The following is a 13,334-nucleotide window of genomic DNA, read 5'->3' as shown; positions in this document are numbered from 1 at the left end:
GCTTAAATTTTGAGAGATAAATAGCTTTCCATTAGTATTTAAACGTTATCTATATAAGAGCATTATCGGTGGTTCATTTTTTGGTAGTTTGAATCAAGTTAATTGATTCGGGGGTATGCCTCTATGTATCTTAATAAATTAGTATTACATTTATATAACTTTCAGAAAGAAAAAGGAGAGAAAAGCCCATTAGATGACTTCATTCGTGAGGTAAACCCTATCGTTCTTTCAACATGCATGCGTCATATTTATGTTTTTGATGAATCCCAACTGGAAGGGCGACAACCCATTTTAAATAAGCTGTTACTTTCTTTAAAAAATCCTCGAGAATACCAAGCTAAAATTGAATATGATTATTTATCAGGAATAGAGGCTTATTCATTCTTATTACTTTGGTCAATTGGTGCATTAAATAAAAATAAACCCTTAGATGATCATCGTGTACTAGATTCTATTCGAAAAATTTGTCTTGAATATGAAAAAACTGGCTCAGTAAAGAAGAAAGTAACATATGAAATAAATAAAAAATTTTTAAATCATTTTTTATTAGATGCTAAGCGTATGCATCAAGTTTTACTTGATAAGTTAAAAGTATTAAAAGAAGAATCGCATGGAGAAAATGCTCCTATAATTGAAAAATTTAAGCTCGCTAGCTACAAGTGCGCTCAGGTAAGAAATAGTAGTTTTTTAGATAGTCTTCCTTTATTTAATTATTCTTATTTCTTATTAGATGAAGCAGAATTGTTTGTAAAGATTGAGCAAAATTTGCAGGAAGTTAGAGGTAAGTTATCTACTAAATTATTGGAAAATCGTCCAAAAAAACAAAAAAAGATATTGAGCTTCTTTTCAGATGACCCGGACGCAGACAAAGAAACGCAAGAAAAAATCAAAATTAAAATGTCTAATTTAGACAGTTTAATTTTAAAGGTTCGCGCAGGCGTAGTTAACACAGAAGAGAAAATTGAGGTAGATAAAGGTAATTTTCTTCTATTTAAAGAAGCGAATGATGTGCAGAAAACTGAGCCTGAATTGTTTAGCTGCGGTGTGGTCTAAGTCTAATATTGGAGTCTTTTATCAAGAAGCTCCAATAAACTTTATACTTATTTTTATATCAATAAGAATTAGAAAATTCCTTAATTACCCGTAAATCTCTTAAAAATGCAAATTTTGCTGTAATGACTATATTAAACATTATCTCATTAAAATTGGTTAATACAAAAAGGATCATCGCTCTCTATAAAGCTTAAAATGCCATGTTTAGTGTCTCCTCCTAAGCTTTATACAATATTGCAAGTAAGCTCGGCTCAGTTGGTACACTCCTTCGCAAAACGAACTTGTGTTGTGTCTGAAACTGAGTAGGAAACGTTATAATTATTTTTTTTACATCTAAAAAGCCAAAATGTCTGTTTTAAAATTTATTAAAATGCTATAATTTTAGACATTACTAACAATATTTGGGCTTATTATGCAGGAGAAAGATGACAGCAACGTCATTTATCGTAGGGATGACGGCTTGGAGGTCAGTAATGATGGTAAATTTGATATCATTATTATGGGCGCAGGTATAGCAGGAACAAATACCGCATTAGAGCTTAGTAAAATTAAAATCGACGGTAGAGAGCCTAGAATTGCTTTAATTGAAGCAGGTCCCGAGGTGTTGCCGCCCACATGCTCAACTCAAAATGAATGTAATAAATTACATACGGGTATGCACTATCTGGCGGATTTAGAAACAGCACTAAAGTGTTTAGAAAATGCCATTGAATTTGCTAAAAAATACCCAGATTTTATTGCCGGAAAGGGGCGTGAAGACAACCCCTGCCTGGGACGCCATTATATTACTGATAAATCAAAAGTTTCTTTAAATAAATCAAAAAGAGTTGTAAGAGCTTTAATCAAATTTTATAAAGCCAAAATAAAAGAAGATCCCAACAATAAAGTATTTGGTGAGCCTGAAGACTTCATTAAAAGGCTTAAACGAGAGAAATATAATTTTATCTCTAACACTATTCCTTATCGCGATGAAAAAGGTGATATTGTAGATACAACAGCTGTAGCAAGGGCTTATCAAACAGCTGAGGTTCAAGTTGATATTCCAAAGTTACAAAAGCATTTACAACAAGAAATCCTTAATAGTAAAAATATTACCTTTATACCCAATACGTATGTGACTAATGTAGGTTTAACATTTAACGATTTTGGTTATTATGTTTGTGCAGAAAATACCAGTTTGAGCGCAGATCAGGGCGCAAAGGGCAAGAAAACAACTCCTGTCAGATTTGAAGCGGATCAAATTGTAAATTGTACTTGGCAGAATGCGGCTTTTCTTGATAAAGGCATAAAGCCTGCTGACTCTAGAGCAGGTAGTGGTCATGATGTTCAAGGTGTTAACCGGGTAAAAGTAAGTATCGAAGTTAATTTACCAGAAGGTTTACAGCATTTAAATACTAGTCTCTTTTCTACTGGTCCTTTTGTTTCCTTTACTAATTTAGGAGATGGTCGTGCTATTCTTACTAGTGAGCGCCATACAAATATTGATTTCTATCCCACTGGAATAGAAATGCCATCTCACTTAAAGGAAAGAATTGAAAACCTGAGAAGTATTCCAATAACTGATGAGGATAAAAAGTTAGCCAAAGCAATTTTGGATGGGGGCATGACAATAAATGATGAGAATAGAAAGTTAGCTGAAGCAATTATTGATGGAAGCACGCCAATAACTGATGAGCCTAGAAAGTTAGCCAAAGCAATTATTGCTAGAGGTATTCCATTAACTGATGAGGTTAGAAAGTTAGCCGAAGCAATTATTGCTAGAAGCATTCCATTAACTGATGAGGCTAGAACTTTAGCTAATGCAATTATTGATGATTGTTCTTCGTATTTTACGGATGAATTTAAGTCACTTTTCCAAGGGACAAAGGCAAAAGATATAAAAATTCATGTGGGTATTGTAAATATTTCTGGTTTACAAAAAGAATATACGAGTGCAGATATTCATTCGCAAGATAGTATTATTCATACACGTAGGGCTGTTGGTGCACAACGTATAGCCCGAAATTTCGCTAGATTGGAAGCCTCAAAAATGACTGCCGGAGTGGTTGGTGCAAGAAAAGCAGTAGATATATTAGTTAGGGACAGGGAATTACTGCTAAGTGATAAGCTTATAGTTAATTTAATCAAGGCTAAATTAGAATTGACAGATACTTATGCAAAAAAAACTGTTAAAGAAGTAAACCACTTATTACATGTTGAATTTGTGCAGCAAATCCGTGAAATAACAGATCTTGCTCAGTATCTTAAAAGTGAGGCGGCAAAAAATCGCTTTATAGAAAGTAAAGTAGAAAACTTAATTAAACAAATCTTAACTTTTACAGGTGATAATAAAAGAGAAGAACGACAGAGTCCCAGAAAAGGTAGATTTTTTTCCCCAGCAGAAGCATTGACAGCGAGTGCTGCAAAAATAGATAAAAATAATTCAATTTTAGAGCAGAATATGGTAATTAAGAAACAAACCGAGTCTTCAGGGCACAATCCAAACGGGTGTGATATACGCCCTTAAGGGAAGAATTAATAAATAAATGGATAAATATATATTATTAAATCTTATTAATCATTTACCCCATGCAATTTTTTGGAAAGATTGCAATTTAGTCTTTCAAGGTTGTAATAGAATTTTTGCTAAAAAATTAGGTTTTTCTGAACCGCAAGATATTATAGGTAAAACAGATTTTGATCTCTTACCCGCTGAAGCTGCAGTCAAATATCGTCGTGATGATAAAATGGTCATTGAGTCAGGTAGGGCTAAGTTAGATTATGAAGAAACATTTATCCAACCGAATGGCAAAAAAAGAACTGTATTAGTAAGCAAAGTCCCTTTTTATGATGATAAAAAGGTAATTGTAGGCATTTTAGGTATTTATACAGATATTACACAGCGTAAAAAACAAGAAGAACAGTTAAAGAAAGCGAAGAAAAATTCGGAAGCAGCTAATCGGGCTAAAGATGAATTTATTCGTAATATGAGCCATGATATACGTACACCTCTAAGCGGTATTATTGGTATGTCTTCTCTATTAGAACAAGAAGCACATACGCCAGAAGATAGAGAACATGCTCATATGCTTAATATTAGCTCTGAGCAATTATTAATACTTCTTAATAGTGTCCTTGATATTGTAGCCACCGGAAGTGCAATCGAAGCGGATACTAAACTCTCAAAATTTAATATTTATGAATTGATTCAATATATATGTGATCTAGAGCTTCCAGCTATAAAAATCAAAAACTTAGATTTAAAAATAAATATTGAAAAAGAAGTTCCTAAGTTTATTCAAACTGATCAAATAAAACTGCACCGAATTTTATTAAATTTACTTGGAAATGCCGTAAAGTTTACCAATAAAGGATGTATTGAAATTATTGTACGTTTGGAAAATAAAAGTGGTAATAAAACTAACCTTGAATTTCTAATTAAAGATACAGGTATCGGTATTAAGCCAGAAGATAAACAGAAAATTTTTACTCGCTTTTATAGAGCAAATCCATCTGCTCAAGGTATTTATTCGGGATACGGTGTAGGCTTACATATTGTTAAAAAATATACCAAACTCCTTAAAGGACGCATTGCGGTAGAAAGTAATGTTGGCCAAGGCACTACTTTTTGCGTGACTATTCCTGTGCAAGTGGTGGCTAATAAAAATGATTTAACAAAAAATGATGAAGCACAATACATTACCACTGTAGTAAATACCTCTGTATGGCTTAAGAATGGAGATAAGCCCTGTATTCTTATCGTTGAAGATAATGCTATTGCGTTAAAGACAGCGGAAACAATTTTAAAGCAAGCTCATTGTCAATTTCAATCTGCACAAAATGGTGCCAGAGCAATTGAGCTTTTTAGAGAATATAAATTTGATTTAATTTTGCTAGATATAGGTTTACCGGATATTTATGGCAATGAATTAACAAAAATTTTCAGGCGTATTGAACAAGAAGAAAATAAAATAGCAACACCTATTATAGGATTAACAGCTTATTCACCAGCAAATACTGAGGCAATGTTACTAAAAGCAGGCATGAATAAAGTCATTACTAAACCATTTAGGTTAGCTGCGCTCAATGAATTATTAGCTATCTTTGTTAAAGATAAGGTTTTAACTACAGATGATATCGCCAATCAAGCTGATTTAGCTAATTTATTTTCTGAAGTAACCCAATATCCTTTAATAGATGTAGAACAAGGCATTAATACCATTGGCTCAATTAATGCATTAACTGAGTTATTACAAATGCTGCTTAGTGAAACACCAGATCACTTAAAAGAATTAGAGCAAGCTTGGGATAAAGAAAATATCGTCTTAATGAGTAGAATTATTCATAAGATGAAAGGAGGCGCATTATGTTGTGGCGCTGCTCAAATGCAACATGCCTGTCATGTTTTTGAACAAAATTTAAATAGTTCAACAGCTGAGGAGCTAGCAAAATTACTCGAGCAGTTTATTTTAATTGTCAAACGCACCCTTATTGAAATTGAGTCATGGTTAGCTAAAAATAATCCTACATTGTAATCTTTTTAATCTAAAATTTTTTTGTTTGCTTAATTTCATGTCAAAATAAACTATTTTGGCTTTAGTTAGCTTAAATTTATATATTATTTAAACTAAGGGAATAATTATGCCTCATTTGGTATTAGAATATAGCAATAATATTGATATTAGACCGGAAGTAATAACTTTTTTCGCAAAAGCTCATTCGTTATTAGAAAAAATGCTGCCCACAAAACTCAGTAGCTGTAAAAGTCGTTGCATTAGTTATGATAATTTTTATATTGGCTCAGGGCAGATAGATAATGCAATGATACATTTAACATTAAAAATGTTAGCAGGCCGCTCTGATTCCGTAAAGGAGCAAGTAGGGCAAAAGCTAATAGAATTAATGAAAAAATGTTTCCAGCAAAGAAACAAAAATTTAAATTTAGAATTTTCAGTTGAGATTATGGAAACAAGCTTACCTTATTTTAAAGGTTAATATTTATAAAGTTTGAAAGTATGCAGTACAATAAAGGTCTAATTAAGCCTACATATATATGGCAGCAAATTTCTAAATGGTTAACCACGTCAAAGTAAAGTGAAGAGTATTTTATGACTAAGAGAATGATTGTTGGTATTTCAGGTGCTTCTGGAATAATTTATGGTATCCGTCTTTTAGAAATCTTAGCTAAAACTGATTATGAGACTCATTTGATTGTTTCTAAAGCTGCACAACAAACTCGCGGATATGAAGTAGCTATTTCTGCACAAGAACTTATTCGCTTGGCAGATAAATATTATTCTAATGAGGATATTGCTGCGGCAATTGCAAGTGGCTCCTTTAAAACAAATGGAATGATTATTGCGCCTTGTTCTATGCACACTTTAGCAAGTGTTGCCTGTGGTGTAACTTCTAACTTATTAACTCGTGCTGCAGACGTAGTTTTAAAAGAGCGGCGCAAATTGGTATTAATGGTTCGTGAGTCACCTTTTCATCTAGGACATATAGAAAATATGCAGAAAGTAACCCAGATGGGTGCTATTGTTGCACCACCAACGCCTGCTTTCTACAATCAACCACAAACTATTGATGATATTATCAATCATAGTATAGGGCGGGTGCTCGACTTATTTGATATTGATGTTGGGCTAGTTAAGCGCTGGAAAGAAAATGATTTTTAATCATTTTGCCTTATTCGCCGAACAGCTGTATTTGGCGCATCTTATAAGATAAACCATCAAAAAATACTCACATAGTCTGATAACCAAAAATTAGAATAAATTGTTAAAGCCAGCAAAGTAAGTTAAGAACTACAGTCATTCTCTAGCACTTGAATTGCCTCGATAGCTTTGAAACTTGTATCATCCATAGGAGTATTAAACCAAGCGCTCAATATTTCTTTTGCTAAATCTTGCGTTAAAAGGCGGTTAGATAAGGCTAATACATTAGCTCCATTCCATAATCGAGCACCAGATGCAGTTTTAGCATCTGTACATAGAGCAGCTCGGATACCGGGGATTTTATTAGCAGCAATAGAAATTCCAGTACCAGTCCAGCAAAAGAAAATACCTTCCTCACAAATGCCCTGTCTAATACAATCAGAGGCTGCTCTAGCTACTTGAATCCATGACTCATTTTTACGAGATTTAATTGCGCCAAATAAAACAACTTCATGACCTAAACGTTTTAACTCCTCAACCACAAAGTCATTTACAGGATAAAGTTCATCACTACATACAGCTATTTTCATCAATTTTTCTACCTATCACTTTAATTGGAAATCATTAGAGCTCTTGCACAACCTGCATCTTTTATTTTATTGCTGCGATTAAATACTGACGACTTAATATTATCAAATCAAATATAATAATTCATTCGATCCTTAAGGTAACCATTTCGCTATGGCTGTTCGATAAATAAGGCAGAACAGTTACTTTTAAATTTAGGGCAGTGAGTTAGGGCTACTTAAGTTATTATCAGAAAGTACTGTATTCTTGGAAACTGGTATAGGACTTTTTGCTGAGTTTATTATAAAAAAACTGGAGCTAAGTAATTGTTGATGGCAATAGTCTTGATAACCTGCTGACCCCATAATTTCTTTGCGTAAAGAATCTAAATTTTTAAGTTTATGGTTAACAGTATTATTAATAAGTTCTATAAATGTTGCATCATTTTTATCAGAAAACATAAATTTTAATTCTGGCCAAATTGCTTCAACAAGCTTGTCTCTAATTGCTGGCCAAATAGGTTTAATACTGGAATAAAGTTGATTAAAAAGATGTATTGATTTTGAGTAATCAGTTGCTGTTTTTGGTTGTGCTTGTGATTGTAAATATTGCATTGCAATATTTTCGGTGAGTGTTGTGATTTTTTCTTCAAAGGCTGTACTAAAAGCGTCTTCTAAGGGCAGAAATTGTTTTTGGTTAGGTTCATAAATGAAAATCTCTCCTGTTTTAATTTCATAATACCATCCATGAATTGTGATTTCTTGTTGGTTTAGCCTTTTCATAACAGCGGGATAAGACTTTAAGTGCTCAATTTGCGTTAAAATATTATATTCAATAGTAGCTTTTAATTTTAAATAAGGATCACTCTCTGTATTGCCAACATCAAATTGCTTTTCTATCTTATCAAGGACAGGGCGAGCATGGGTTAGCCAAGTGGCAACTGCTGGCAGGGTCGTTTCTAGGTTTGGTGTGAGTAGGCCTTTCATAGCACCGCATTGAGAATGACCACAAATAATAATTTCTTTAACTTTAAGTGCTTCGACCGCATACTCAATAGCAGCTGCTTCACTACTAGCAACACCATAAGGTGGAACAATGTTTCCTACATTACGTTGAATGAAGAGATCACCTGGTTTAGACCGAGTAATAGCATTAGGATCAATACGCGAATCAGAACAAGTAATAAAAAGTGTATCTGGATTTTGACCTTGACTAAGCTGAGTAAATACTTCTTCTAATTTTTTAAAGGTTTTCCCTTGAAATTGCTGAATGCCATACATGAGTTTTAGTATCATTTTCTCTCCATTGCGGCCATTTATATAAGAATTAGAGCTGTAATTTGCTAAACAGCATTTTAATTAAATAATTTTATTTCTGCATGGTAAAATTAAATTTCAATTTTGTAAAGAAAGGTCATGGCGTCATAGGCTCAACTTAAATGAATGGAATTGGTGATACCAATATTGGTTAGAAAGTTTTGATCATGTGAAACAACTATTAATGTCCCCTGATAAGCACAAATCATTTCTTCTATTGCTTCTATACTACGAATATCAAGATGATTTGTTGGTTCGTCTAAAATAAGAAGTTGTGGTTGTTTCTCTGCAGCTAGCGAGATAGCAAGTCCAGCTCGCATGTATTCGCCACCACTTAATTCGCTTGCTCTTTTCATTGCCAGTTTATTACGGAAGTTAAATGCTGCTAATCGTGCATAGGCTTCTTGAAGAGAGAAAGAAGGATTTTTTAAACATAAGTTCTCAACTAAGGTTAAACTTTCATCAAGATAGTTAAGGTTTTGATCTAAATAACACGCTACAGAAAAGCCACGATATATTTTACCTTCCTGCGGTTTTAGATGACCTAGAATAATTTTAATTAATGTAGATTTGCCAGCGCCATTTTTCCCTGTAATTGCTAGGCGATCTTTGCCTAATAAAGTTAAGTTAAAGTTAATGAATAAAGGCTTTTGCTTGTTAAAGCCAAAAGTTAGTTCTTCTATATTAATAATTATTTTATTGGCTGGTAATATAGTTGCATCTAAGTTGGCATTGATTTTCTCTTTTATTTCAATGCGTGACTTTATAGCCTGTACCTTATCTTGAGCCTTTTGCATGCTATGTGCAGCCTGAATTTTATTTTTAGACTGCGTTTTCTCACTGCGTCCTTGTTTGGCATTAGCAGCTAATTTATCAATTTTACCGGCTTTTCTAAGTGCTTGCCCTTTTTTTCGTCGCCGCTCATGTTTTTCTCGTGTTTCTTGAATGGTATGTTCAGTGTTTTTAAGTTGTTTTTTTGCAGCCATAAATTGCTGTTGAATAGTTTGTTGTTCAATAATTTTTTGTTCTTGATAAAATGTGTAGTTACCGCCAAAGTGTTTAATGCCGATTGAAGTTAATTCAATAATTTCATCTACATAGTTAAGTAACTGCCTATCATGACTTGCAATGATAATGCCTTGTTTTGTTTTTTGTAACCAATTAAAAAAGTAGTCTTTAGTTTCAGTGTCTAGATTGTTAGTTGGTTCGTCTAGTAGAATAAAATCTGTATCACTAAGCATAGCCCTTGCTAACCAACATTTCGTTTTCTGACCACCGCTTAATGATGTTATTGTACGTTCAAAACCAATTGCTTCTAAGCCTAAGTCGATTAAAATTTGCTGTGCTCGGGTTTTGATATCCCAATCACTGCCAATTAAATCATAATCATTTTCCAAGAAATAACCTTGAGCAATGCGGTCCAAAGCTTTAAGCTTGTTATGAATACCAAGTAACTCTGCAACGCTACTTCTATTATTATAAGAATTAACTTGCGGGCAATATTCAACTGAGCCTTGTATTTCAAGAGAGCCTTGCTCAGGTTTTAGAGCCTTAGCTAAGATTTTTAATAACGTGGTTTTACCAACGCCATTATCACCTACAATACCATAGCGTTTTTGGGTCAATGACAGTGAAATATCTTTAAAAGGGGAATCTGTTGTTAGAAAGTCATATGACAAATGTTGCGCAATAATAGAAGGAATACGGTACATAAATAATCTCCAAGAGCTTGTGGGAAAGAAACAAGTTGGGAAATTATTTACGCATTGGAGGAAGACCTCAGATTTAATATGAAGAGAGTATTTTAGTATAAAAACTAAAAATTTGTCAATAAACGGGTAATTGGGTTTTATTTTATTCAAAATGCTATATAATTAAGCCTCATTAAACTTTATATGTACTTTTTTAAGGCGAAATTACTATTTTTAATCCACTTTTAGGTTTTTTGTAGTTTAACTTGCTCAAAACTTAAATTTTATAGGTGCTGGTTTAAGTCGAGTATAAAACTAGCCTGTTGTTATAGGAGAGGCTAGATGCCTGTTATCCTTCCTAAATTCGATGAAACTTCTATTCAAAATGAGCATAGAAATTGGCTTACTTATTATATGGGCCACATACCAACGTCATTAAATTATTTTAAAAATGACTTGGCAAAGTTTTTACATGAATTTAATGCTGAACAATTTAGCATTCTAAATTATCCGAAATATTGGTCGGGTGAGCGCTTATTGCAAACAAAAATTAAATCTCACATAGAAATTAACCAACCCGCCGCTTATCAAGAAATTAAAAATTGGCTAAAAAAGCAAAAACAAAATGCTGTAAATGATCCAATTAAAATTAAAGAAATTGAAAAACTTACACAAAATTATGAAAAATACTTTCTCGTTTTAAAACGTAAAGCGCTTATCTTAAGCGTAAAGCAGCTTATGGACGAGCTAGATACAACTGATCTTAATGGACTAGAAAGTGAACCTTTCTTTTTTCAATTTAAACATACCATTAATCAAATCTTAAGCCAAAGTTCGCTATTAAATATGCAAACTCGTCATGACTGTTTACAGGCACACCTACACATTACGCTTGCCTGTAAGCGGGCGCATGAATTATTCGCTCAAAAAAGGCTAGGAGAAGAAATTGATGCAATTGAAGTGTTAGCAAAACGTGTCATTGATAGTTATTATCAAAATGCTAAAAAGATGACCTTCACCGATGCCATACAGAAAGATACTGCTTCATTAACATCAGCATTAGGTTTGTTTATTGGTTTAATTGTGTTTGCTTTAGGTGTTGGTTCTTTCTTTTTCCCTCCTCTCTTTTTTCCTGCTTTAATTTTAGGTTTCATTGGCCTTGTATCTTATTTAGCTTCAGCCATAGCAATTATAAAAATAGTGGAGGAAGGTTTTAAATATCGACGTCCTCCTAAATTATCAGAAGTTGTAGCGCTAGCCATTGATATTGCGTTAATCCCGCTTTACTTTTTTGCAGGTGAAATTTTGTCATTAATAGGCAGAAGTTTTCATTGGGCAGCTTCAACAATTAAATTATTAACAGAAGTTTGGGATAATGTACTTAGCAATATATTGCCTGATATCTTTTTCGTAAAAGATACATTTAAAGATGCAACTGAAGTTGGTTCTCAATTCACAAAATCTGGCCAGTTGAAAAATACCACAGCAACAACATGGAGTTTAATTCGTAGTATGCTAAGCTCTAATACTGATGACCAATCTAATAGTGTAGAAATCTTTGAAAGAATTGATAAGGCAAAGAAATATCTGGCTCGTCATATGGGTTATCGACCTAGCACTACAAATATAACGCGCAAGGCGTTAAATGAAACATTATCACAGCAATTTAAACAGACCCATCTTTTAAGAAAATCTGCTGACTTAATTGAAATTAAAAGAGTACTAGATGATTTCTCGCAATTTGAGACTAAGTTAAATGAGAAAACAAAAGGACAATGCCTTGTGGCAGTTAATGAATATAGAGATGAAATAGCAAAGGCTAATTACTATTTATATCAACTTACGCAGCTATGTAATCAATATCTCATTAAAAATTTTGACAATCGACAATTTTATCAATTAACTGATTTTGCCCAGGCTCAAATTGAGCAAGTTACCTTTATTCAACAAAAGGCTCAAGAGTTAATTAATTTAAATCACCAAGATTTAACTGAGTTTGAAGCTAACTTAATGCCAACATCTTTTGTGCGTTATGAGCGTGGTTTTGTATATACTAATTTAGATAACTTAGAAAAAAACAATGAAGATGGTAAAGAAAAGGTTCTACCCCTTTTAATTAGTCGTCATGCTGATATTTTATTTTGGGAAGAAGGTTTTAGAGGATTGCGTAGATCTAAGGAAACAAAAGCAATCTTTAAAGTGTTTAATGATTATAAATCCCTACCAGCTGATGCCAAACGCGTTGATACCCTCATAGCGTTAAAAGAAAAATGTCAAATTTATCTGACTAAATACGGCAATAAAATCGACATGCAGAAAAAAGGCCGCTATCAATACGTAGAAAAATTATTTAATCTAATTGTTGAAGAAATAAACGTGCTGCAGTCTAATAATTTAACAATGCCTATATTAGTAGCTTATAAAGCAAGATAAGTCTAATATAAGTTTACAATAAAATAATTAATCATCAGTAATCTAAGAATTAATGACGCAAACAACAATACGAGCATTTTTTGCGATTAGCTTATCAACTGAAATTTTAGATGCGATTGCTTTAGTAGTCGACTCGCTTAAGCAAACGATGCCTCAACAAAAAATTCGCTGGACGAAACTGGAAAATTTGCACATTACTTTACGTTTTTTGCAGTCAATTCAAATAGGAGATTTGCCTAAGCTCATTGAGCAAGTGGAATTAAACTTACTAAATGTTTCTTCATTTAGATTAAAATTAGGTGAACTAGAATTATTTCCCAAGCCTAAGCATCCCCGCCTAATCGCTTTACAAGCTGGACCAAACGAACAATTAGCCCCTATCTCATATGGACTTGCAAAAATCATTGATACGCTTAATTATCCTACTGAAAAACGTACCTTTCGTGGCCATATTACTTTAGGCCGCTTGCAAAATTACCAATCGCCCATTATTTTGCCGCCTATTAAAAATGATTATTTTCCTAAGCAATTAGTGCAATCTGTTAATTTATTTGAAAGTAGATTAGTCGAAGGGCAGCGACAGTATAATTTAATTAAACAATTTAGGTTAAAAGGAAGTGAATAAAATGATCGCTTTT

Annotated in this window: 10 protein-coding genes; 7 read left to right on the top strand and 3 right to left on the bottom strand. The window is 33.1% G+C overall.

Annotation, left to right across the window (positions count from 1 at the left end):
* Nucleotides 1-123 precede the first annotated feature (123 nt).
* From E1P04_RS08085 to E1P04_RS08065, 5 genes are all read left to right on the top strand, one after another.
* Complete coding sequence (locus E1P04_RS08085; protein WP_131782407.1) at nucleotides 124-1,053, top strand: hypothetical protein; 930 nt, start codon at nucleotides 124-126, stop codon at nucleotides 1,051-1,053.
* A gap of 412 nt (nucleotides 1,054-1,465) precedes the next feature.
* Nucleotides 1,466-3,559: an FAD-dependent oxidoreductase gene (locus E1P04_RS08080; RefSeq protein WP_131782406.1), complete on the top strand. Its 2,094-nt coding sequence runs from the start codon at nucleotides 1,466-1,468 to the stop codon at nucleotides 3,557-3,559.
* Between the two features lie 19 nt (nucleotides 3,560-3,578).
* On the top strand, nucleotides 3,579-5,567 hold the full coding sequence (locus E1P04_RS08075; RefSeq protein ID WP_131782405.1) for an ATP-binding protein: 1,989 nt from the start codon (nucleotides 3,579-3,581) through the stop codon (nucleotides 5,565-5,567).
* Nucleotides 5,568-5,673: 106 nt separating this feature from the next.
* A complete protein-coding gene (locus E1P04_RS08070; protein ID WP_131782404.1) occupies nucleotides 5,674-6,027 on the top strand; it encodes a tautomerase family protein in 354 nt (117 codons plus the stop codon).
* A gap of 113 nt (nucleotides 6,028-6,140) precedes the next feature.
* Nucleotides 6,141-6,710, top strand: a complete 570-nt coding sequence (locus E1P04_RS08065) for a UbiX family flavin prenyltransferase (protein ID WP_131782403.1) — start codon at nucleotides 6,141-6,143, stop codon at nucleotides 6,708-6,710.
* 122 nt (nucleotides 6,711-6,832) lie between these two features.
* Here E1P04_RS08065 and E1P04_RS08060 read toward each other — a convergent pair whose 3' ends face one another.
* From E1P04_RS08060 to abc-f, 3 genes are all read right to left on the bottom strand, one after another.
* Nucleotides 6,833-7,279 carry an RpiB/LacA/LacB family sugar-phosphate isomerase gene (locus E1P04_RS08060; protein ID WP_131782402.1) on the bottom strand — a complete coding sequence of 149 codons (447 nt, stop codon included), beginning with the start codon at nucleotides 7,277-7,279 and terminating at the stop codon, nucleotides 6,833-6,835.
* A 192-nt stretch (nucleotides 7,280-7,471) separates the two neighbouring features.
* Nucleotides 7,472-8,551 carry a carbonic anhydrase gene (locus tag E1P04_RS08055; protein ID WP_207385998.1) on the bottom strand — a complete coding sequence of 360 codons (1,080 nt, stop codon included), beginning with the start codon at nucleotides 8,549-8,551 and terminating at the stop codon, nucleotides 7,472-7,474.
* 134 nt (nucleotides 8,552-8,685) lie between these two features.
* Nucleotides 8,686-10,284, bottom strand: coding sequence for a ribosomal protection-like ABC-F family protein (gene abc-f, locus E1P04_RS08050; RefSeq protein ID WP_131782401.1), 1,599 nt, complete (start codon nucleotides 10,282-10,284; stop codon nucleotides 8,686-8,688).
* A gap of 321 nt (nucleotides 10,285-10,605) precedes the next feature.
* Between abc-f and E1P04_RS08045 the strand changes: the two genes are divergently transcribed.
* Both E1P04_RS08045 and thpR read left to right on the top strand, forming a co-directional pair.
* Nucleotides 10,606-12,696, top strand: a complete 2,091-nt coding sequence (locus E1P04_RS08045) for a hypothetical protein (RefSeq protein WP_131782400.1) — start codon at nucleotides 10,606-10,608, stop codon at nucleotides 12,694-12,696.
* Nucleotides 12,697-12,748: 52 nt separating this feature from the next.
* Nucleotides 12,749-13,321 (top strand): RNA 2',3'-cyclic phosphodiesterase, encoded by a 573-nt coding sequence (gene thpR, locus E1P04_RS08040; RefSeq protein WP_131782399.1) that lies wholly within the window; start codon nucleotides 12,749-12,751, stop codon nucleotides 13,319-13,321.
* Nucleotides 13,322-13,334 lie beyond the last annotated feature (13 nt).

The organism is Legionella gresilensis, assembly GCF_900639865.1.
GTDB classification, from domain to species: domain Bacteria; phylum Pseudomonadota; class Gammaproteobacteria; order Legionellales; family Legionellaceae; genus Legionella_C; species Legionella_C gresilensis.
The sequence above is the reverse complement of the archived record's forward strand: the minus strand, read 5'-3'. Positions and strand labels throughout refer to the sequence as shown.